Origin of the sequence: Plesiocystis pacifica SIR-1 (assembly GCF_000170895.1) — a bacterium.
Taxonomy (GTDB): domain Bacteria; phylum Myxococcota_A; class Polyangia; order Nannocystales; family Nannocystaceae; genus Plesiocystis; species Plesiocystis pacifica.
The window spans coordinates 49,839-71,868 of sequence record NZ_ABCS01000003.1; the positions used below are offsets into that span (position 1 = coordinate 49,839).

The window sequence follows — 22,030 nt, forward strand, 5'->3', positions numbered from 1 at the left end:
ACACTCCGGTGAGCCGTGGCCAAGGTCGTGTTGTTCAACAAACCCTGCGGGGTCCTCAGCCAGTTCACCGCGCAGGACGGTCAGCGGACCCTCGCGGAGTTCATCGACCAGCCCGGGGTCTACGCGGCCGGGCGCCTCGACAAGGACTCCGAGGGCCTGCTCGTGCTGACCGACGACGGCGCGCTGCAACACCGCATCGCCTCGCCGCGCCACGCCTCGGTCAAGCGCTACTGGGCGCAGGTCGAGGGCACGCCCACAAACGCGGCCCTCGACGCGCTGCGCGAGGGGGTCGAGCTCAAGGACGGCTGGACGCGACCGGCCGGGGCTCGGCGCCTGGACGCGCCGCCGCTGTGGCCCCGGGACCCGCCGATCCGCGAGCGCAAGTCCATCCCGACCGCGTGGATCGAGCTCTCGCTCAGCGAGGGCCGCAACCGTCAGGTCCGGCGCATGACCGCCGCCGTGGGCTTCCCGACGCTGAGGCTCGTGCGCTGGTCTGTGGGCCCCTGGGACCTCGAGGGCCTGGCCCCGGGGGAGCTGCGGGTGATCACCGCGCCCGACTCCATGCTGCGCGAGGGCCGGAGTGAGGGTCAGGGCCGCGAGCAGAAGGGAGGGCGCCGTGGTCGAGGCCAACGCCGACGTCGTCGCTGACCCGCGGACTGCCCAGCTCGTCGCCTGGCTCCTCGACCCCGCCACCCGCGAGCTCGACGGCGCCGCCTTGTTCCTGGGTCTCATCGAGGCCCTGCGCGCCGCAGGCATCGAGCTGGATCGCTTCAGCGCGAGCGTCCGGACGCTGCACCCGGAGGTCTTCGTCGACAACTTCGTGTGGACCGCGGGCGAGGGCCTCGTCCGCAAGGTGCGGACCAACTCGATGCTCGACCACGCGCGCTACCAGGCCAGCCCGGTGGCCCAGCTCTACGCCGGGAGCGAGGAGATCCGCGTCGACCTGGGCGACGTCGAGGACGCCGGCCGCTTCCCCGTGACCGCGGAGCTGGCCGAGCAGGGGATGCTCGACTACGTCGCGCTGCTGCTGCCCGGCGAGCACGCGAGCTTCATGTCCCTGGCCTCGCGCACGCGCCGGGGCTTCGATCGCCACATGTCCTTGCTCCGCGCCCTCGTCCCGGCCCTGTCCCTGCGCGTCGAGCTGGCCTCGCAGCGCTCGGTCACGGCCAGCTTGCTGCGGACCTACCTGGGCCCCAACGCCGCCCAGCGCGTGCTCGCCGGGGCCTTTCGCCGGGGCGAGGGCGAGCCCATCGACGCGGTGATCTGGAGCTGTGACCTGCGCGGGTTCACCACCATGGTCGACGGCACGAGCATGGCCGAGGTCCTGCCGACCCTCGATCGCTACTTCGAGTGCGTCGCCGACCCCATCGCCGCCCACGGCGGTGAGGTGCTCAAGTTCATCGGCGACGCGGTCCTCGGCATCTTCGTCGCGCCGCCCCCTGGCGAGCTCTCGGCGGCCTCGATGCCCCCGTGCCGCGCGTCCTTGCTCGCGGTCCGGGACGCCTTCGATGCCCTGGCGAAGCTCAACGCCGAGCGGGCCGAGCAGGGCCGCGCCGCGCTCAACTTCGGCGTGGCCCTGCACGTCGGCACCGTCACCTACGGCAACATCGGCGCCACCGGGCGCCTCGACTTCACCGTCATCGGCCGCGCCGTCAACGAGGTCACCCGCGTCGAGTCGCTGTGCAAGGTCCTCGGCCGGCGCTTGATCGTGACCGAGACCTTCGCGCGGGCGCTGGCGGGGGGCAAAGCCGTCGCCGCGGCGCGCTGCGGGGAGGAGGCGCTGGTCAGCCTGGGGCGCCATCCCTACCGAGAAACCAGTCTCTCGCAGAAAGTCAGCGGTCGGGCGTGAGGAGCGCTCGTCAAATGACCGCAGGACTCAAGCTATAGCCGAGCGCCTTGGCTTGACGGTGTAGTCGCAGAAGCTGTCGCCGCTGCCGACGCTCTTGCTCCTTGATGTCTTCGCTCGCCACGCGTTCTTCGTAGATCACGCCATCGCGCAGGAGCGCGTAGATGATGCGCAAGAGCTTGGCCGCCGTTGCCACGATCGCCTTCTTCGGCCCGCGCCGACGCTTGATGCCGTTGAAGTAGCGGCACAGCCTGCTGTTCTTCGTCCTCACCGCCGACCAGGCCGTCTGGATGAGTATCGGCTTGAGCCAGCTCGAGCCCTTCCGGGTCCTCGTACTTCGGGCCTTTCCGGCGGTCGAGTCTGCCTTCGGACAAAGACAGGCCCACGAGACCAGATGATCCGCGCTCGGGAAATGACTCATGTCCGTTCCGATCTGCGCGAGCACTTCGGTCGCGGTCTCCCGACTGAAGCCAGGGATCGCAACCAGCCACTCGACTGCTTCGTCAAAAGGGCGCGGAAGGACCTCTTCGATTCGAGCCCGGATCTGGTCGAGTTCCTTTTGCATCGCGTCGTACATCCGCAGCTCGGACGCCAACATGAACCGGTCATGCGGGCGTAACGTGCCCTTGAGCGACTTGGCGAGCGCCAGCCACTTGTTGGCGTAGATCGACCCTTCGGACAGGTCTGCGAGCTCAGCCGGGTCGATGATCTTCCCGTCGGCCAGTGCCTCGATGATCCGTCGCCCAGATTTGCCCATCACGTTCGAGATCACGTTCCCGAGCTTGATGTTGCAGGCCTCGAGGTGCTTTTGGATCCGTTGCTTGTAGCGTGCTCGCTCGCGCGCCAGCATGCGAGCTGTCCGAGTCAGCTCGCGGAGCTCTTGTTGATCGAGGTCAGGTACATAGCTTGGCCGAAGCAAGCCATGCGCCATCAACTCGGCTAACCACTGCGCATCCTTGACGTCCGTCTTGCGCCCAGGGACGTTCTTGACCTCGTGCGCGTTGGCGAGGTGAAGCTTGAACCCGCACTCCAAGACCTTCCAGACCGGCTTCCAGTAGACGCCGGTCGACTCCATCACGACCTCTTCGACTTCGAGTGATGCGAGCCAGTCAAACAGGTCGACGAGGTCATCCGTGTTGGTCCCGAAGGTCTTGACCTCGTTGCTGACCTTCGCTCCTCGTTGGGTCCGAACGCATGCGACGATGTTCCGCTTGTGAACATCGAGACCTGCGCAATTTTTGTGAAGGGGGTCCATGAGTGCTCCTTTGCTATCGTCGTGAACCTCCCGAAAAGTGAACTCTACCGATCGCGCTCACCTGCGAGGTGCGCTTCGCAGGGGCAGCATTCATGTGTGCGCAGGGAGGTCCAGGGCAGACTCTCAGTCGAACTGTCACGCACCAAGGGTTGGGTGCCCTTCGTTGACGATGCCCGAGCGTACCCGGTTTCGTCCCCCACGTGACGCGCGCGGTGATGCCGACTCTCTGGGGAGCGAGGGGCTCCGAGTGGTGACGCCGCCGCGCGCAGCGATGTATGAGCCCGCGATGGCCATGACTTCCGCGACCGTCCCCACCCCGGCACCGACCAAGGACCTGCGCCCCGCCGCCGCCCTCGGCCACGCCTTCCTCCGCGTCCACGGCGTCGCGGCGGCCGCCAGGCGCCTCGAGGCCGTCGGTCTGCGCCGCATCCTCGCGCGCGCCGACTTCGCGATCTTCGAGCTGCGCGGCGGCACGCACGTCGTCGTCCGCGAGCGGGAGGACGCGCTGGCCGAGGACCAGCCGGCGAGCTTCGACCTCATGTACGACGAGCTCGGAGCCGCCCGCGCCCGCTTCCTCGACGCGGGCTTCGAAGCCAGCGCGATCGTCCACGGCAGGATCCACGCCCACTTCGTCGCGCTCGCGCCCGAGGGCTTCTCGATCGAAGTGGTCAGCTCCCACGCGGGGCGCCGACCGGTGTGAGTCGGTACTTCAGCCGGGTCGACGCAGGCGGATCAGGCCCAGGCCCAAGAGCGCGGTGAGCAGCCAGGAGCGCGGCGTCTCGCCGGCCTCGGGCTCGAGGGCGCAGGCGCAGCCCGAGGTTTCGGGCGTCTCGGCGGGCTCGGCGGGCTCGGCCTCGCTCACCGCGGGAGCGGGTGTCTCGGGCTCCGCCGTGGGCTCGGGCTCCGGCGGACTCGCCTCGATGCCGAGCATGGTCCCCGTCGAAGCCGTGACGAAGCTGCTCAGGCCGAGCCCGCGCTTGGTCGACGCGAGCTGACGGGCGACCTGGGGGGCGGCGGGCTCGGTGCCCCAGGGGCCGACCTCCTCCCCGGGCTCGGCCGGCGGCCCGCCCCACACGCCGCGCATGGGCAGGTCGCAGTCGATGTCGCCGGCCCACGGGTGGCGGACGGCGTAGCGCGCCTGGAAAGCGTCCCGGCCAAAGTCGACGGGCGCGGCTCCCTGCTCGAGCTCGCCGTCTTCGTTTCGGAGCTCCCGCCCGCCGACCACGGGCTTGGCCGCCTGAAACACCAGGTCTTCACCGAGGCTGCTCTGGTCGTAGCGCGCGTGCAGGCGGGTCAGCACGAAGTTCGCGCTCGCGGTGGGGCCAAAGCTCTGGGCCGGCCCGCCCTCGGTGATGACCAGCGGCATGTGTACGGCGATGATGCCCGCGTCCCGTTTGGGCTTGGGGAACTTCCAGCGCTCGACGGCCTCGACCACGCACTGGTCGAGGAGGGGATCGTCGACGCTGCTATTGGCGACCTCCACGTCGGCGCTCCTGCCCGTCGCGCCGATGGTGAAGTCGAGCTCGATCCGCCCTTCGATCTTGGGCGAGCGGCTCATGGCCTGGCTGTGGCAGCTGCGCAGCTCGTTGGTGTGCGCGCGGACGATGCGGCGGGCGATGTCGCGGTCGAGGCCCTCAGCGACCGCGAACTCGGCCATGTCGATGCGCACCCGCGAGCCCACGCCGCCGCCGCGCAGCCGCCCGCTCCAGTTGGGCAGCACGTCGCCGCCGAGCTCGAGCAGCTCCTTGTTGGTCATGGGCGCCGCGGGCCCGGGGCAGGGGTCGCAGGTGTTCGAGCCCCAGGCGTACTCGGTGACCACGGCGCCGGGGTTTTGCTCGAGGGTGTGGTCGAACAAGGACACGTAGAACTCGCCGAAGTGCTGCTTGGCGCTGACGTCGACGTCGAGGTTGGTGGGGATGAAGGCGTTGGGGTAGTTGGCGAGCTCGTAGCGGGTGCCGGGGGCGAGGATGTGGACGAGCAGGTCCTGCTCGCCGCCGCCTTGGCCCGCGCTGGCGGGCGCGTTGATCAGCCCCAGGCGCACGGGCAGGGCGAAGTCCTGGCTGTCGTAGTGGATGCGCAGGGGCGAGAGGGTGGTGCGCCCCTGGGCGTCGAAGCGGACCTTGCTCGGGTCGACCTTGGCGACGAAGAACTTGGAGCCCTGCTCGACGTAGGGGCGCAGCAGGGGCTCGGCGCCGGCCGGGATGGCGTAGCCCTCTTCGCGCAGCCAGGTGTCGAGGCCGCTCGACTCCGTCGCCGAGAGGATGACGACCTCGTACTCGCCCACGGCGAACTCGGCCTCGACGGTGACCGTGCGCTTGCCCAGGCCGCCCAAGCCCGCGCCGTAGCCCCCGCCCCCCGAGCCGGCGCCGACGAGGCCGAGGATGCCCGCCTGCCCGGGCCCGACGGCGCACGGGTCTCGCTCCCAGTACTCGACGAGGCGGGGCGAGGACAGGGTCTCGACGCGCTCGAAGAGCTCGGGCCGGAGCACCTTCACGTCGTCCTCGCCGAGCACGACGGGGACGGGGACGACCATGGCGAAGGCCTCGGGCGGACCTCGATAGTCGTTTTGCATCGACAAGACCGTGCGTTCACCGTCGCGCATGAGCACGACAACGGTCGCGTCATTGAATACAGAGGCGTCCGCGCCCGCGACGTAAAAGCCACAAAAGGCGTGGCCCGTCGCGGGGTAGAGCGCGAGGCCCAGGAGGCCGGCGAGGGTGAGGGGGAGGGCGGACCGTGTGCGCACGAAGTGAGCATAACGCGCAGGGGCAGGGGCCCGGTGCGCGGACTGAAGGCGGGCCGATGCTGTGTTGGGCGAGGGTCGTGGGCGGGTGTGGGCGACGGTAGTCCGCGCTCGCCTGACCGAGTGACCAATTCACACCACCTTGGAGAGTGCGCGTATTTCCCGATCGATCGAATTGGGGTGTGGCTCGGGTCGGCCCGGGGTCAAAACGCGACGCCTCTGGGATGGCGGTCAGTCAATCGAAGCACGCGTCCACCCACCGCGCGAGCGCGCTCGCGGTGGGGGTTGTGAATTTTGCGCGCGCGCGTTGGCAAGCGCCGTCGACGGGGCAGGCCGACCCACCTCGACGCAGAGCGTCGTTGCGAAGGGGTGAGCGAGGCGTTGGCCCGATGCCCTGTTGTGGCCGGGGTGTCCCTTGGAGCTACAAGCTGCGCGCGATCGCAGGTGGGACAGCCATGATTGGGGGAGCACGAGCGGGGGGCCGGCGGAGCCCCCCGTTCGCGCCTCGCGTTGGCACGGCTCTCGCAACTCTTCCGGGCGTGGTCGTCGAAGGGAGCGAGGTCGGCAGCGCGGAGGCTGCGGTGAAGGAGGCTCGAGAACGATCGCCAAGTGAAGGGCAGGGCGGGCTACGGATGGCCCACGCAGGGCTCGGGTGAGGGTGGCGACGAGGCCACGGTGAGCTGGCGCGGGACCGGGGGGCACGCAGGGGGCCCAGGGGTCGAGGGGAGACAGGGCGCGATGCGAGCGCGCAGGACAAGGTTGGCGCACACCGGCGCGGTCGGTGTGCGCCGAGTCCGTTTGTCGAGAGCCCGCTAGCTCTGGCTCCCGCGGGAGCGGATCGACGCGGAGGGGCGCCCCCTTTGGCGCACGGAGCCGCGGCTCCCGGGGCCGTCGGAGTGGGAGCTGCTCGCGGTCCGGGTCAAGGTCGCGTCTCCGCGGAGTCGGTCGGTCACTCGGGTCAGGCTCAGCGCGGCGATCAGGGGCATGCACACGCTGAACGCGACCCACATGTGCGGGGCCCAAGCCGGCGCCGAGGTGGCGAGCGCGGCCATGAACAGGTTGAACAGCGCCACGGGCCACAGCCGCCTGTCGACGAGATAGGAGACGATCGCCCCGACGCCGGCGATGGCGAGGAAGTCGTAGGCGAACATGATCTCGAGGGAGGTCCCGCTGACCAGGGCGATCGCTCGATGGCCGAGGACGAAGGTCGCGATCAGCACCGGCATGCCGATGATGCGCGGCTCGCCGACGTGCTCGATGATCAGGCCGCGCAGCGCCAGGGCGCCGCCCATCATGGTCAGGATCTGCAGCCCCGAGACCAGCGCCCAGTACGACTCGCGGTAGGCCACGAGGCCGAGGCGCTCGAGCACGAACCAGGTGATGGGTAGGGTCCAAAACAGCGGCAAGAGCAGGACCAGGAGCTTCTGGGGGCGGCCCGCGAACAGCCCCGGCTGGACGGCGGCGAGGGAGTGCTCCAGGCAGTCGAGCAGCGGCCCCTTGCTGGGCCAGCGCGCGTCGGGATCCTTGGCCAGGCCGCGCAGGAGGGCGGCGTGGAGGGTCGCCGGCACGCGCTGGGTCTTGGGGATGGCGGCGGGCTCGGACTCGAGGACCTCGGCCATCAGCGCGGGCATGGTCTCGGCTTCGAAGGGGGGGCGCCCGTAGAGCGCCCGGAACAAGGCCACGCAAAAGGCGAACTGATCCGTGCGCGCGTCCGTGGGCAGGCTCGACCACTGCTCCGGGGCCATGTAGCTCGGGGTCCCGATCAGCGCCCCCGTGCGGGTCAGGGAGTCGCTGGCCGGCGGAGGGAACATCGTCGCCGACAGCGAGGGAGCGTCCTCGTCCTCGCCCTCGCCGAGCTCGTCTTCGTCGAGCTTGTCGGTGAGGCGCGCGAGGCCGAAGTCGACCACGCGCGGGCGCCCGTCGACCCCGACGAGGACGTTGTCAGGCTTGAAGTCGCGGTGAACGATGCCGTCGGCGTGGGCGGCCTCGAGCCCGCGACCCACGGCGAGGAACATGGCCAGGATCTCGAGTCGGCTGCGCTCGGCTCCAGCCGGTCCTTCTGGCTCGAGCCAGGCCCGCAGGGTATCGCCCTCGACGAGCTCCATGGCCAGGTAGGGGAAGCCCGCGGTTTCGCCGACGTCGTAGATCGAGACGACGTTGGGGTGGGACAGGCGCGCGAGGGAGCGGGCCTCTCGGAGCAGGCGCTGGCGCGCGACCTCTCCCTGGCGCGCGCGGGTCAGGAACTTCAGCGCGACCGTGCGATCGAGCTGCTCGTCGTGGGCCGCGACCACGGCCCCCATGCCCCCTGCGCCGATGACCTCGAGGAGCTCGAAGCGACCGAAGCGGCGCCCGATCTGCCGCTCGAGGTTGAGCTCCAGGTCTCGGTGGGACGCGCTCGCGCGGGCCTCTTCGCCCAAGGTCTGGGTCATGTCCTGGGGCGCGAGGGGCTCACCCTCGCCTCGGCCGCGGGTCTCACCCACGGTGGGAGTCTAGCGGAAGGGCCTCGGCGTCGCGGGGGCCTTTCCGTGTTCCCACACCACGCGAGCGACCCCTCGGTCGTCCGCTCGGTGAAGTGTTCAAGATGGGGCTCACGCCCCTGTCAGCTCATGGGGACGATGGCGAGTCGGCGGTGGCATCGGCGGACACCAAGATCCGAAAGGCCCTCCGGAGCGCGCGCATGGTCGCGGCAGGCGTCGAGATCTGCGGCCGCTCGTGCGTCGCCCTCGCAACCGCACGGGGAGCTCGCTCGCCAGCTCGCGGCGCAGCGCGTCGACGAGGGTCCGCGCTCGATCGGTGCGCGGGCGCAGCATCATCACCGAGGGTTCCCCGCGGCGAGTCGAGGCGTGCTGGATGGGCGAACTTGCCCTTTTTACCGACTCGAAGCGACCAGAACGCGACAAACAGCCAGTAGTCACGGGCGACCAACTCCCCCGACAATGACTGGGTAGTGAGCGTTCGACAGCATCCTGGCAGAGGCGACGGCGTCGTCGTCTCGGATCTCGGTCTCGTCGACATCGAGAACATCGTGGGATCCAAGCTGATGCTGGAGAAGCTCGGCCTGGCCAAGCCCGTGGTCGTCGGCGGCCGCTACCAGGTGCTTCGCTTGCTCGGTCGGGGCGCTCGCGGGCTGGTGTGCCTGGCGAACGATCTGCACTTGCGTAGAGAGGTCGCGCTCAAGCTCTATCCTGGCGCGCAGTCGGGCAGCCGAGCCAACGAGGTCGCCAACGAGGCCCAGGCCCTCGCCCGGCTCGAGCACCCGAACATCGTCAAGGTCTACGATTTTGGGGATGGCTCGCTGACCTTCGAGCCCGAGGACATCGGCGCGCTCCCAGGCTCCGCGCCGGTCATCGTCGCTTGCTTCTTCATGACCATGGAATTCGTGCGCGGTGAGAGCCTGCGCCGAACCCTCGGGAGAGGGGCGCTGTCTCGCAGCGAGGTCCTGGCCGTGTTCGCTCAGATCGGGCGGGGCTTGAGCCACGCCCACGCCGCTGGGATCGTGCACCGAGACTTCAAGCCCGAGAACGTCATGCTCGACGAGCACGGCCAGGCTCGGGTCGTGGACTTTGGCCTGGCGAGCAACCAGCCGGCGCTGCACGGGCGGCCGCGCGATCGAGGCCCGGGGACCCTCGTCCACTGGCGGGCGCCGGAGATCGTCGGGACGCGGGAGTACATGGCGCCCGAGGCCCGTGTGGGCCACGCGAGCGCCGCCAGCGACCAGTTCAGCTTTGGGGTCGCGCTCTACGAGGCCCTGTTGGGGACGCCGCCGCCGAGGACCGAGGCCGGGCTGGTCTACGTCGACGCGAGCCGCTTCCCCGGCGCTCTGGGTCGCGTGCTCGCGCGCGCGCTCGCCTTCGATCCGGCCCACCGCTACTCGAACTTCGACGCGCTCTTGGCCGAGCTGCCCTCGCAGTGGGGCGATCAGTGGCGCTGGACGACCCTCGACGACGAGGCGCGCGCGAAGGACTCGCGGTTGTGGATGGTGGCGCTTGGCCTGGGCGCGGCCGCGGCCGCGGTGGTGTTGAGCTTCGCGTGGATGGGGCTGCGCTCTTGGCGAGAGCGCGACGATGCGCCGGACACGGCAGAGGTCGCCGCCGAGCGAGCGCCCTCGCTCCCCGAGAGGGTGGGCGTGTGCGACGAGGCTCTGGTCGCAGGGCTCCGGGGGAGCTGGCAGCTGCGCGGCCTCGACCTGTGGGACATTCGCTACCAAAACCGGAACGTCCAAGGAATCTACGAGCTCGAGGTGGGGCCGCCGGAGTCGGGGTGCGTCTTCGAGGCGCGGCTGACCAAGGTGGGGTCCGAGAACCGGGACTACGACGATCCGCCGACGGGCACGACGAAGATCGAGGCGCAGGTGTTCGCGGGCGAGGTCGAGTTCGAAGGTCGCTGGATACTCCAAGATCGCAAGGACAGCTTCCCGATCGTCTTTAGCCTGATGCTGCGTGATGGGGCCTTGGTGGGCGACTATCGGCGCTTCATCAACACCGGGGGCCGCTCGCGGCCCTTGAGAATTGGGCCAGCCTTCGGCGCCCGCAGCAACCGTCCCTTGCCCGCGGTCGAGGGCCTGGTGGATGTACCTTGCCCGTCGCAGTGCTCGGTCTTGTGCGGTGGCAGCCAGGCGACGGTCGAGTGCCAGCGAACACAGTGCCGTACCGACGATGTCGAGATCGTGGATTGTGGACCCCCGAGCGAGGACTTCATCGAGCCCCATTCGACGGGGAAGTGGTTGTTCGGTGGGGACTGGGAGCCGTTGCGGCTGGAGAGCGACTGGAGCAGGTGCGCGGAGCTGCGCGGGCTCCAGCAGGGCGTTTGGCGCATGCACGTCCGGGGCGAGGACGGCTCGACGCGGAGCTGGTCGCTCACGCTGTATGAGCCTGAGTCGAGGGGCGCCGGTCCTTGCTCGCTCGCCGGGGTTGCGAGCAGCGGTACCCGGCTTCACCCGGTCGTCGCCGAGATCAATTCCAACGGCCACTTGTTGGTGCACGACGCGGCCCAGCCGGACGCGCTGAAGTGGGCGCTCATGGGCTGGGACTTTGTCCGCGGGAGTACGGGGGGAGCGGAGCCTGGGGTCGTCATCGGCTACAAGCGCTGACTAAACGCCGTTCGTGACCCGCGACAACGCTCTGCCAAAAAAGTTTCTCCAGCGTGAGCCATTTACCCCAGGTCGACAGTCGTAGCTCATGAAGGCCGATTCCATGCCGCATACAGCACAGCACCTCGCCACCATCTCGCGCACCAACTGGCCCAAGCTCAAGCGCTTCTTCCGGGCCAAGGTCGCCGAGCCCGACTGCTACGACCTCACCCAGGACACGCTCCTGGCCTTCGTGCGCACCGACCCTCAGCGCATCGCTCGGCCGGAGGCCTACCTGTGGACCATCGCCCGCAACAAGCTGATCGACTACTACAAGCGCAAGCGACCCACCGAGGTGTTCGAGTCCTCGCGGGTGAGCATCGCGGAGGTGTTCGGGGACGCGCGGGGCATCAGCACCCAGCTGGACCAGAGCCGCCGGCTGACCGCCGCGCTCCAGCGCCTGCCCGTGGATGAGCAGATCGTGTTCGAGCTTCGCTTCGGTGAGGAGCTCGGCCTGGCGGAGGTCGCCGAGGCGGTGGGCGTCAGCTTGGCGACGGTCAAGCGGATGATCAACCGGGCTCGCGCCTCGCTCCAGGCGACGCTCAACGAGGCCGAATTCAGGAGCATGCGCGCAGACGAGGCCGCCGTCGTCCACGCCTACCGGCGCGAGTGAGCCCGATTCAATCCCGATAGTTCCTCCTGCCAATCTCGACTCCCCGAACTCGGCCGCGCCCGCGTGCGACCCGAGCCCCCCTCGTCATGCCTGCTCGACCCGACGCTCATCCCATTCACCGACTCATCTCCCCTCCTCCCGTCGTCAACATTGCCTACTGCAACGACGATGTGCAGCTCTACCAGCGCGTTCGTCAGCGCCTCGCACCCCTCCAGCGCGCGCATCAGCTGTGCGTGACTCGACTCTTGCAGACCAACGGCAGCCGGATCGCTACCCTCAAGGCGCGGGCGATGCTGTCGGCCGCGGGGCTCTACATGCCCTTGTTGAGCCCGGCCTTCGTGGCCTCGAAGGCTCGTCGCGCGCAGCTCGAGTTCGCGGCCGGGCTCGCCCGGCAGGGGCGACTGCAGATCGTCCCAATCCTCGCGGGCCCCTTGGACCTCGCCTCGACGCCCCTCGCTGGCTTTCGGGCCGTGGGCGAGAGCGGGGTGGGCGGGCTCAGTCCGATGTTCGGGCGGCGCGGGGGAGCGGCGACGAGGGGGGCGAGCCGGCGATCGAGCTCGGCCGTTCGTCGGGTGCTCTACGCCATGAGCGGCCCCTCGGGGTGGGACCCGCTCTCGCTCGGAGCCGAGCAGCGCGGCGTCCGAGAGGCGACCCGTGGGTCGAGCCTCGAGATCGACTTTCGCCCCAGCGTGACCCTCGGCGAGCTCCACGACGAGCTGTTGTCGGAGCGCCTGGACGTGCTGCACTTCTCCGGCCACTTCGACGAACGCCGCTTGATCATGAGCGACGGCGGGGGCGAGCCCCGAGCCATCGCCCTGGACGCGTTCTTCAACCTCGTCCGCGGTCGCGTCCGCGTGCTGGTGTTGAGCGCCTGCGACACCGCCTCGATGGCCCGCGGCGCCCGCGGGATCGACTACATCGTGGCGATGGACGGGCCGGTGGAGGACCTCGCCGCCGTCGAGTTCTCTCGCTTCTTCTACCGCAGCCTCGGTCGCAACCTGGGCATCGAGGCGGCCTACGAAGATGGCTTGAACGGGGCCCTGGCCGTGGGCGGGCGCCGCATTCGTCCGGTCTTGTTCAGCCCCGACGGCTCCGTCCGCGGGCCGGCGGCGTTCAACTGATGGCATCGGCGGACACCAGGGCCCGAAAGGCCCTCCGGAGCGCGCGCATGGTCGCGGGCAAGCTGTCGAGATCTGCGGCCGCTCGGGCGTCGCTCCAGCTGCGCAGCGCGAGGGCTCGAGTCTCGACGACCCGGCGCAGCGAGGGCTCGAGCGCGGCGAGGCGGGGCTGGACCTCGGGCAGGGCGAGGTAGGCCCGCAGCGCGGTGGCGCGAGACTCGAAGGTGCGCGGCCCGTGGGCGTAGCCGCGGGCGGCGCGGCGAGCTTGGGCGGGAGTCGGCGGGGCGTCGTCGAGGGGGAGGTCGAGGCCCGCGGACAGGGCGGCGACCAGCTCGGGCTCGAGGGGGAGGCCGTCGTCGGCGGCGAGCAGCTGCAGCTGCACGGCGAGCTCGCTCGCCAGCTCGCGGCGCAGCCCGTCGACGAGGGCTCGCGCGCGGTCGGACAGCGGGCGCAGCATCATCACCGAGGGCTCCCCCGCCCGCGCGCCCCTGGACGCGCTCACGCGCACGAGCCGGTAGCCGAGGCTGCGGCGAAAGGCGAGCAGGCCCGGGGTGGCGCCGAACAGGGTGCCGAACAGCTCGACGGAGGGCGGGGCGTGGCGGTGGACGTGCTCGACGAGGGCCGTGGCGAGGCCGCGACGACGCAGCCGGGGGTGGACGGCGATCCGGACGCTGCGGCGCATGTCGAGCTCGCCGGCCGCGGTGCGCCCGAGGTGCGCGACGAGGGTGTCCGGGAGGGCGTGGGCGCGCAGCCGCGTCTTGCCCTGGGCCGCGGCCTCGCACAGCTCGGGGGGCAGGGAGCCCTCGCGGGCGACGAGGGTCGCGGCGACGACGTGGCCGTCGAGCAGGCCGGCGTGCAGCTCGAGGTTGGGGGCGTCGAGCAGGCGCTCGAGGTCCCCGGGGGTGGTCCGGTAGTGGGCGTGGACGAGCAGGCCAAAGAGCTCGCGCAGGCGGGGGCGGTCGGCCGCGAGGGCGTCGCGGTCCACGGCCTCGAAGCGCAAGCGGGCGAGCTCGGGGGCGGCCTCGAGGCGGGCAGGCTCGGCGTCGAGGAGCAAGGCCTCGAACACGGCCCGCTCGACGGGGTCGCCGGCGGCCCAGCGGATCGGGGCGTTCAGCTCGAAGCGCGCCACCGGCCCGCGGCCCTCGAGCCAGCTCAAAAAGCGCAGGCCGAAGCCGCGGCCCGTGCCCTCGTAGCCGTGGGTGGTGGTCGCAAAGGCGAGGTGGGCCTCGGGGTGGCGCAGGACCAGGCGGCGCAGGAAGGGGACGGGGAGCTGGGCGGCCTCGTCGACGACGATCGTGTCGAAGCGGGGGGCGTCCTCGGCGAGGAGCTCGAGCATGGGCACGAAGGGCGCCCGCGGCCCGGCGAAGCGTCGCAGCTCGACGACGGCTCGCTCCGAGCCGGCCGTGATCGCGAGCGAACCCTGCCCGGTCCGTCCGGCGAGGGCGAGGCCGAGGGCGCTCGACTTGCCCCGGCCGCGATCGGCGAGCAGCACCGCGCGGGTCGGCTCGGGCGACGACCACAGCGCGAGCAGGCGGGCGACGAGCTCGGCCTGCTCGGCGCTCCCGGTGAGCGCCGCGTCGGGGGGCAGGCGCGCGCTCGGGGGGCGAGCGAGCCAGCGCTCGAGCGGGGTGGCGGCGGCCCCGAGGGTGCGCTCGACGTGGGCGGCGAGGCGCGCCCCGACATCCTCGACGCCGTGGGGGAAGGCGGCGAGGTGGCGCCCGCGGGTCGATCGCGCGCCTGGGTGTTCGCGCAGGTCGAGGATCAGGGCACCGCCGCCGCGGACGAGGCCGTGGGCCTGACCGAGGGCGTCCATGGCCAGCCCGCCGCGGGCGTCGACGCCGACGAGGTCGAAGCTCCCGCCGAGCCATCGCCCCAGCTCGCGGAGGGGGACGCTGCGCAGCCCGGGCAAAGTCGCCAGGCTCGGGGGGAGGGCTTCGGCGGTGACCCACGCGAGCTCGCCCGGGCGCTCGCGCGGGCCCAGGCTCTCCGCGATGCCCCGAGCGACCAGCTCGAGGCCCGCCTCGTCGCGGATCACGAGCAATCGGCGGTGGCGCTCGCTGAGCTCGGGGCCGGTCACCCCATGGGATCTAACAGCCCCGGCGGTCCGAGCCCGAGCTCGATCTGCGCCGTCCGCTCGAGCTGCCGTGACTGCCGGGTTCATGCTCGTTTCGACAGGGTCGGTTTCGGAAGGTCGTGCTCTGCGCATTGCGAATCGCGCCACCGCCAGCACAAAATTCCGGTCGCAATTCCGATTGCGATGTCCCACGCAGCCTTGGTGATCTGGCGAACTCCCGAGCACTACAGTGCTGCGCGAGAAAATTCTCCAACCCAAAACGGCCTAGACTCGAAGGATCGTGTCACTCCCCCTGGCAGGCTACGGCCGCTCGCGATTGCTCCGAAGCGGAGCGCGCAAGCGGGTCTACGAGATCGTCCGCGACAGCGATGACGGCAAGGTCATCGCCAAGGTCTTTCACGTCGACGCGCCCGGCGTCGAGGCTCGGGTGCGCCACGAGTTTCGCCTGCTCGAGTCCCTGGACATCGACGGGGTCGTCAAGCCCATCGGCCTCGAGCGGCTCGGGGACAACCTCGTGCTCTTGCTCGAGTCCGTCGACTCGCGCAACCTCCGTCAGTTCGCGGGCGGCCGGGCGCTCGAGGTCCGGGTGTTCCTGCCCGTCGCCATCCGCCTCGTCGAGATCCTCGCCGCGGTCCACGAGCGCGGCGTCATCCACCAGGACATCAAGCCGAGCAACGTGCTGATCGAGCGGGGCACCGGCGCGGTCCACCTCGCGGACTTCGGCATCTCGGTGCTGCTCGAGGACAGCCACCGGCGCATCCACGACCCCGATCTGCTCGCGGGCACGCTCCCTTACCTGTCGCCGGAGCAGACCGGACGGACCAAGCGCGGGGTCGACTTTCGCAGCGACCTCTACTCCCTCGGCGTGACCTTCTACGAGCTGCTCACGGGTCGCCGGCCCTTCGAGGCCGTGACCCCGCTCGAGATCGTCCACGCCCACCTCGCGCGGCGTCCGAAGCCGCCGAGGTCGTGGTGCCCAGCGCTCCCCGAGGTGCTCTCGGCGATGGTCATGAAGCTGCTCGAGAAGGCCCCGGAGCTCCGCTACCAGTCGGCCCGGGGCCTGCTCGTGGATCTCGAGCGGCTCGCGGAGTCGCTGGCGGCCGGCGAGGCCGAGCCCGACTTCGCCCTCGGGCTGCGCGACCACGCCGCGACCTTGCAGTTCCCCCATCGCCTCTACGGCCGCGCTGGCGAGGTCGAGCGCTTGGCCGCGGCCCTGCGCGCCGTCGTCGACGGGGAGGGCCGGCGCGTGGTCGCGCTCGAAGGGGGCGCCGGCGTGGGCAAGAGCGCGCTCGTCCACAGCCTCGACGCCAGGGTCCTCGCCGTCGAGGGGGAGCTGGCCCTGGGTCGCTTCGAGGCCGGCGAGTCCCCGCGCCTCTACAGCGGGTTCGCGTCCGCCTTTGGCGAGCTCGTCGGTCGGGTGCTGACCCAGAGCGAGGACGCGCTGGCGCACTGGCGCGAGCGACTCGGCGCGCTCCTCGGGCCGCTCGCGGGCGTGGTCGCGGGCCTCGTCCCCAACCTCGAGCTCGTCCTGGGCGAGCGCCCCTCAGCCCCGGCGATCGAGCCCGGGCAGGCGCGCAACCGGCTCCAGCTGGCCTTCGGGCGCCTGCTCAGCGCCTTCGCCGAGGCCGGACCCCTGGTCCTGGTGCTCGACGATCTCCACCACGCCGACGTGGCGAGCCTCGAGCTCATCGACGATCTGATCCAGCAGCCCGGGCCGTCGGTGCTGTTCGTGCTCGCCTACCGCGGGAAGGACGAGGCCAGCGACAGGCCCATCGCCGCGCTGCTCGAGACGATCGAGCGAGCCGGGCGCCCCGTCGAGCGCCTGGCGCTCGAGCCCCTGGCGGAGGCCGAGCTCGGGCAGCTGCTCGCTGACGTGCTCGGGCGGCCGCTGGAGGAGCTCGGCGAGCTGGTCCAGCTGCTCGCGCGCAAGACCGGCAACAACCCCTTGCTGGTGCGTCAATTCCTGGTCCACCTGGTGTCCGAGCGCTTGCTCGAGCCGGGGGCCCGAGGCTGGACCTGGGACCTCGACGCGCTCGCCGCGGCCAGCTTGCCCGAGGACGTGCTCGGCCTGCTCACGGCCCGCCTCGACCGCCTGCCCGAGGACGCGCGCTGGGTGCTGTGCTGCGCGGCCCACCTCGGGATCGCGTTCGACATCACCTTGCTCGCGCGCGTCGCCGAGCTCGACGGCGAGGCCCTCGCGGCCGCGCTTCGCAGCATCGAGCGCGAGGGCCTCATCGACGCCGGCTCGGGGAGCCACCGCTTCGCCCACGAGCAGCTCCAGGTCCTCGCCCGCGGGTTCGCGGACGTCGATCGCGGCGCGGCCCTCCACGCTCGGATCGCCCGGGAGTTGCTCGCCGAGCTCGGGCGCGAGGGGCTCGGCGAGCGCCTGTTCGAGCTCGTCGACCACCTCCGCGGCGCCGAGGCGGGGGGCCAGCTGGAGGGGGACGAGCGGGTGCTGCTCGCCGAGCTCGCCACCGAAGCGGGGGAGCGCGCCCTCGACAACGCCGCGTGGGCCGTGGCCCGGCCCTACTTCGAGCAGGCGACGTCGCTGCTCGACGCCCAGGTCCTCGGCGCGCGCCCGACCCTGCGCCTGCGCGCGCGCTTTGGCCGGGCCCAGTCGCTCGCGCTCACGGGCGACGCCGACGGGGCCGACGCGGCCTTCGAGGCCCTGCTCGAGGGCGAGCTCGGGTCCGAGGACCACAGCCGGGTCGTGGCGCGGCGGGTGTCGATCTTGCTCATTCGCCAGCGGGCCGCGGAGGCCCTCGAGGTCGGGCTCGCGGGCCTGCGTCGCTACGGCATCCACCTCCCCGCGCGCTGCTCGACCCCCCGGGTCGTGCTCTGGGTCGCGCGCGCCTGGCTGCAGGTCAAGTCCGTGACCCGCGAGCAGTGGCTGGCCCGGCCCGCGCTGAGCGACCCGAACGCGATCGCCGCGAGCCGCATCATCGAGGCGCTCAAGTCCCCGGCCTACCTCGAGGACAAGAACCTGTTCGTGGTCCTGTCTGGGGTTCACATTCACCTCGGCGCCCGCGCGCAGCTCGATCCGCTGGCCCCGATCGCGCTCTCGCAGATTGCGATCGCGGCGGCTACGGCTCTGCGCCAGCCCGTCGAGGCTGCGCAGCTGTGCGACCACGCCCTGGCCCTGTGCGAGCAGCCCTTCATCGCCGCCGCCCGGGCCCCGGTGATGTCCTCGGCGGCGCTGTTCATCTGGCCGCTCAGTCGCCCCTTCCGCAGCTACGAGCACGAGCTCGAGCCCCTCGTGGCGCAGCTCGCCGAGGCGGGCGAGCTCGACCTCGGCGGCTGGTCGATCGTCATCGGCCTCGGCCAGACCTTCTACGCCGGGGCTCACCTCGCGGACGTGATCGAGCGCGGCCAGCGTTGGCAGGTCGAGGTCGATCGCTGGGGCTCGGCCGAGCAGCGCTCGAGCACCGCCCGGCACCTGCTGCTCGCCCGATTGTTGACCGGCGAGCTCGAGGACATCGACGCGCTCATCAGACGCGAGCAAGGCCGCGAGGCCAACATCAGCGCGCTCTCGATGGCGCTCGACACCAGCGCCCGGATGGCCGCCAAGGTGCTCTTGGATCGCTTCGACGGGGCCTTCGCCGACCTCGCCGAGGACGTCGAGGGCTTCGAGCAGACGCTGTTCGGCACCTGGCAGATCATCCCCTTTGCGATGTGGGCCGCGATCGTCGAGGTCGAGCGCTGGGAGCGGGCCCGACCCACCGCCGAGCGTCGTCGGATCCGTCGACGGCTGCGTCGCTACCTGAGCGCCGCGCGTCAGTACGGCCAGGCCGCGCCCGAGAACTTCGGCGCGATGCTCGAGATCCTCCGCGCCGAGAGCGAGCGCCTGCGCGGCCGCGGCGAGCGGGCGATCGCGGCGTACCGCCGGGCCAGCGACCTCGCCCACGCCCAGGACCACCCCCTGCTCGAGGGCCTCGCCTGCCTGCGCCTCGCCGACCTCGCGCGCAAGCTCGAGCGCCGCGCCGAGGCCCGCGGGGCTCGCGACCTCGCCCTCGAGGCCATGCGGCGGCTCGGCGCCCGAGCGGTCGTCGCCCGGCTCGAGGCGGCGAGCGAGGACTCCCTGACCCGCGGGCTCGCCGACGACGACCAGACCCACAGCAGCACCTCCTTGTTCAGCGAGAGCGCGTTCTCGGGCAGCAGCAATTCCTCCAGCCCCGGCATCTTCGACCTCACGACCGTCGTGCAGACCATGAACCTGATCAGCGAGGACCTGCGCCTCGAGGAGGTCGTCGGCCGGGTCCTCGACGGCGCGGTGACCAGCGCCGGAGCCGACCGCGGCGTGCTGCTGCTCGCGCGCGGCGAGGTCCTCGGCGTGGTCGCCCACAGCGACGGCCGCGAGACCCGGACCGAGCCCGAGCCGGTCCCGATCGCCGAGCTCCACGACCAGCTGCCGATGAGCGTGATCCACTACGTGCTGCGGACGGGGACGCCGGTGATCCTCGACGACGCCGCGAGCGTGCCTCGCTTCGCGGGCGACAGCTACATCTCGACCAACATGGTCCGCTCGCTGCTGTGCCTGCCGATCGACAAGCACGAGCGCCGGGTCGGCGCGCTGGTCCTCGAGAACCGCCTGTCGAGCCACGGCTTCCCCAGCGAGCGCCTCGAGATCCTGCGCTTCCTCGTCGCCCAGGCCGCCAGCGCCCTCGACAACGCTCAGCTCTACGACGCCCTCCAGCGCAGCGAGGCCCGCTGGCGCTCCCTCGTCAGCGGGGCCCCGGACACGATCCTGGTCATGGACACGGCCGGCCGCGTCGAGTTCATCAACCATGCCCTCGGCCGCTTCTCGACGCAGGCGCTCGTCGGTGAGCTCGCCGAGGCGCTGTTCGAGGCCGAGAGCCGGCCGGCGTGGCGCGAGGCGATCCGCGAGGCCGTCGAGCTCGCCGACATCCGCGAGCGGGAGCTCGAGCTGCTCGACGAGGCCGGCGAGCGGCGCAGCTTCGTCGCCCGCATCGCCCCCGTCGACTCGAGCAGCGGGCGCTTGCTGGCCATCCTCAGCGACGTCAGCGAGCGCAAGCGCCTCGAGCAGCAGGTCCGCCAAAACCAGCGCCTCGAGTCCCTCGGGACCCTCGCGGCGGGCGTGGCCCACGAGATCAACAACCCGATCCAGGGCGTGATGGGCTACGCCGAGCTGATCCTCGACGAGGCCCGGGGCCAGCCGGCGATCACCGAGTTCGCCACGGAGATCACCGGCGAGAGCAAGCGGGTCATGCACATCGTCCGGGACCTCTTGACCTTCTCGCGCCAGGAGCGAGAGCCCGACCACGAACGCATCGCGCCGCAGCGCATCATCGACTCCACGCTCCCGCTCGTCCGCACGCTGATGCGCAAGGACGGCGTCGAGCTCACCGTCGACGTCTCGCCCGAGCTGCCGGCCCTGAGCTGCCACCCGCAGCAGATTCGTCAGGTCATCATGAACCTGCTGACCAACGCCCGCGACGCGCTCAACGATCGCTTTGGCGGCGAGCATCCGGACAAGCGCATCACGATCCGCGCGGCCGAGGTCGACGAGGGCGGTCGCCGGTGGATCCGCTTCGAGGTCGAGGATCGCGGCGGCGGCATCCCCGACGCCGTCCGCGATCGGATCTTCGACCCCTTCTTCACGACCAAACCCCGCGACCGGGGCACCGGCTTGGGCCTGTCCGTCAGCCACGGGATCGCCGTCGAGCACGGCGGCCAGCTCGGCCTCGACAGCGAGCCCGGGGTCGGGACGACCTTCCACCTGCTCTTGCCCCTCGACGCCGGCCCGCTCGACGAGCTCGACGCGGCGCAGTGAACGAGGCGCGTCGGGACACTGAGGGGCGATCGCGCCCGCGGGCCTGCCTGCAAGCCCAGCGGTGCTAGCCTCGTTGACGGGGAACATGAGCATCCAGGTCGACCAGCTCCCGATCACCAGCCCTTGCCCGATCAACCTCGATCGCAGCGGGGTGAGCGCGAAGGACCGTCAGATGTTCTGCGAGCACTGCACCAAGGACGTGCACCTGCTCTCGCAGATGACCGAGTCCGAGGCGCGGGCGCTCATGAACCGCGAGGCTGGCAAGGACATCTGCGTGTCCTACGTGCCGCGCAGCGACGGCTCGATCCGCTTTCGCCCCGAGCCGGCCTTCGTGCCCGCGACGGCGCTGACTCGGGCCCAGACCCGGGCCCCGACGGTGCGCGCCAACCATCGCCTGTCCCTCGCTCTCGGCGGCATGTTGCTCGCCGCGTGCACCCCCCACGGCGACGCCGAGCCCAAGCAGGACCCGCTTCGCGTCGAGGTCCCGGCGGACGAGGTGATCCCTTGCGACGACGACGGCAGCAACGAGCCGGAGCCGGACTACGCCGTCGCGGGCGGTCTCCGGGCTGAGCCCATCGAGCTCGAGCCCGTCGAGGGTGGGCTCGTCCCGCCGGAGCTCGAGCCCGTGGATGAACCCAAGGATGAACCCTGCGATGAGCCCGGCGCCGACAGGGAGCCCGAGCAGGCCAAGAGGCCCAAGGACCCGTCCAAGCACCGGGAGATGCACCGGCGCGGCGGTCTCCGGGCGCCCGCAGACCTCGACCCGCTCGGCGATCTCTGAGTTCTGTTTTGCCCCCACAGGCGCCTGGGACCGGGGGCGCTTCGTCGCTCCGCTCCTCCGCTTTGGCTCGGTGGGCAATGGAGCTCGTACCTTCGAGAAGGCTGGTGGTCGCCCCCGCAAGCGGGGGCGTGGATTCCTTGACAGTCCCTGAGTCGTGGACGTGGGGCAGGGGGGCGTGGCGTCGTCCACGACGGCTAAAGTAGACAGAGGGTCGGGCAAAACTCGTTTTGGCCGACCCTCTGAGCGAGCTCAGGGCCCCGTCGGCGGGCAGTCGAGCTCGTCGGCGTGGTTGAGCACCACGAGGTAGCCGCAGTCCTGCTCAACCGTTCGAAAGGGCCCGCACTCGACGGACAGGGCGACGGTCTCGCGGATGCAGGCGTGCTCGATGACGTCGTTGAACAGCTCGGGATCAAAGACTGGGGGGCACTCGTGGGCGTGGTGGTTGGGGAGGACGAAGCGGCCGAGCTCGCCTGCGCCCGGCTCGGAGACCATCCCCTCGCACTCCTGCTCCGTGTACTCGATGCCCTCGGTGAGCTCGGCGTCGGGGAGGGGGCAGCCCGCGACGAGGGCGAGCAGGAGCGCTCGCGGTGCGAAGTCGAGGTGGGCCATCGTCCAACACCCGTCAACAGTCGCCGGCGGGGAGCTCTCAGCGTAGCACTGACGCTGCCCTCGGAGGACTGA

The 22,030-nt window shown here is 71.1% G+C and carries 13 protein-coding genes; 8 read left to right on the forward strand and 5 right to left on the reverse strand.

Features of this window, described 5'->3' with window-relative positions; all coding sequences use genetic code 11:
* The first annotated feature begins 15 nt into the window (after positions 1–15).
* Positions 16–648, forward strand: coding sequence for a pseudouridine synthase (locus tag PPSIR1_RS02350; protein WP_006969373.1), 633 nt, complete (start codon positions 16–18; stop codon positions 646–648).
* Positions 617–1,849: an adenylate/guanylate cyclase domain-containing protein gene (locus PPSIR1_RS02355; RefSeq protein ID WP_006969374.1), complete on the forward strand. Its 1,233-nt coding sequence runs from the start codon at positions 617–619 to the stop codon at positions 1,847–1,849. The genes PPSIR1_RS02350 and PPSIR1_RS02355 overlap by 32 nt, the downstream gene beginning before the upstream one ends.
* Positions 1,850–1,859: 10 nt before the next feature.
* Here the strand turns inward: PPSIR1_RS02355 and PPSIR1_RS02360 are convergent, their stop codons facing one another.
* On the reverse strand, positions 1,860–3,101 hold the full coding sequence (locus tag PPSIR1_RS02360) for an IS110 family RNA-guided transposase (RefSeq protein WP_006969375.1): 1,242 nt from the start codon (positions 3,099–3,101) through the stop codon (positions 1,860–1,862).
* A 286-nt stretch (positions 3,102–3,387) separates the two neighbouring features.
* Between PPSIR1_RS02360 and PPSIR1_RS02365 the strand changes: the two genes are divergently transcribed.
* Positions 3,388–3,801: a hypothetical protein gene (locus PPSIR1_RS02365; RefSeq protein ID WP_006969376.1), complete on the forward strand. Its 414-nt coding sequence runs from the start codon at positions 3,388–3,390 to the stop codon at positions 3,799–3,801.
* Positions 3,802–3,810: 9 nt separating this feature from the next.
* Here PPSIR1_RS02365 and PPSIR1_RS41625 read toward each other — a convergent pair whose 3' ends face one another.
* Entirely contained in the window at positions 3,811–5,847 is a 2,037-nt protein-coding gene (locus PPSIR1_RS41625; protein WP_006969377.1) for a TonB family protein, read from the reverse strand.
* Positions 5,848–6,656: 809 nt separating this feature from the next.
* The gene (locus PPSIR1_RS41630) at positions 6,657–8,324 is read right to left on the reverse strand and encodes a serine/threonine-protein kinase (protein WP_006969378.1); all 1,668 of its coding nucleotides are present in this window, start codon (positions 8,322–8,324) and stop codon (positions 6,657–6,659) included.
* A gap of 560 nt (positions 8,325–8,884) precedes the next feature.
* Between PPSIR1_RS41630 and PPSIR1_RS02380 the strand changes: the two genes are divergently transcribed.
* The 3 genes from PPSIR1_RS02380 (at position 8,885) to PPSIR1_RS02390 (ending at position 12,706) form a co-directional block, all read left to right on the forward strand.
* Positions 8,885–10,933 carry a serine/threonine-protein kinase gene (locus tag PPSIR1_RS02380; RefSeq protein WP_157595132.1) on the forward strand — a complete coding sequence of 683 codons (2,049 nt, stop codon included), beginning with the start codon at positions 8,885–8,887 and terminating at the stop codon, positions 10,931–10,933.
* 88 nt (positions 10,934–11,021) lie between these two features.
* Entirely contained in the window at positions 11,022–11,585 is a 564-nt protein-coding gene (locus PPSIR1_RS02385; RefSeq protein WP_006969380.1) for an RNA polymerase sigma factor, read from the forward strand.
* 233 nt (positions 11,586–11,818) lie between these two features.
* A complete protein-coding gene (locus tag PPSIR1_RS02390) occupies positions 11,819–12,706 on the forward strand; it encodes a CHAT domain-containing protein (RefSeq protein ID WP_157595133.1) in 888 nt (295 codons plus the stop codon).
* Here PPSIR1_RS02390 and PPSIR1_RS02395 read toward each other — a convergent pair.
* Positions 12,699–14,780, reverse strand: a complete 2,082-nt coding sequence (locus tag PPSIR1_RS02395) for a tRNA(Met) cytidine acetyltransferase TmcA domain-containing protein (protein WP_006969382.1) — start codon at positions 14,778–14,780, stop codon at positions 12,699–12,701. The two genes, PPSIR1_RS02390 and PPSIR1_RS02395, sit on opposite strands and share 8 nt — an antisense overlap.
* Positions 14,781–15,057: 277 nt before the next feature.
* On the opposite strand from PPSIR1_RS02395, the gene PPSIR1_RS02400 reads away from it, so the two are divergent.
* A complete protein-coding gene (locus tag PPSIR1_RS02400; protein WP_086000942.1) occupies positions 15,058–20,568 on the forward strand; it encodes a protein kinase domain-containing protein in 5,511 nt (1,836 codons plus the stop codon).
* A gap of 85 nt (positions 20,569–20,653) precedes the next feature.
* Positions 20,654–21,349 carry a hypothetical protein gene (locus tag PPSIR1_RS02405; protein WP_006969384.1) on the forward strand — a complete coding sequence of 232 codons (696 nt, stop codon included), beginning with the start codon at positions 20,654–20,656 and terminating at the stop codon, positions 21,347–21,349.
* 249 nt (positions 21,350–21,598) lie between these two features.
* Here the strand turns inward: PPSIR1_RS02405 and PPSIR1_RS02410 are convergent, their stop codons facing one another.
* Positions 21,599–21,958 carry a hypothetical protein gene (locus tag PPSIR1_RS02410; protein ID WP_006969385.1) on the reverse strand — a complete coding sequence of 120 codons (360 nt, stop codon included), beginning with the start codon at positions 21,956–21,958 and terminating at the stop codon, positions 21,599–21,601.
* Between the last annotated feature and the right edge of the window lie 72 nt (positions 21,959–22,030).

Bases quoted from the DNA above. Each gene is read 5' to 3' on its own strand.
- PPSIR1_RS02360 (WP_006969375.1), bottom strand. From the start codon at position 3,101: ATGGACCCCCTTCACAAAAATTGCGCAGGTCTCGATGTTCACAAGCGG.
- PPSIR1_RS02380 (WP_157595132.1), top strand. From the start codon at position 8,885: ATGCTGGAGAAGCTCGGCCTGGCCAAGCCCGTGGTCGTCGGCGGCCGC.
- PPSIR1_RS02410 (WP_006969385.1), bottom strand. From the start codon at position 21,958: ATGGCCCACCTCGACTTCGCACCGCGAGCGCTCCTGCTCGCCCTCGTC.
- PPSIR1_RS02385 (WP_006969380.1), top strand. From the start codon at position 11,022: ATGAAGGCCGATTCCATGCCGCATACAGCACAGCACCTCGCCACCATC.
- PPSIR1_RS02405 (WP_006969384.1), top strand. From the start codon at position 20,654: ATGAGCATCCAGGTCGACCAGCTCCCGATCACCAGCCCTTGCCCGATC.
- PPSIR1_RS02365 (WP_006969376.1), top strand. From the start codon at position 3,388: ATGGCCATGACTTCCGCGACCGTCCCCACCCCGGCACCGACCAAGGAC.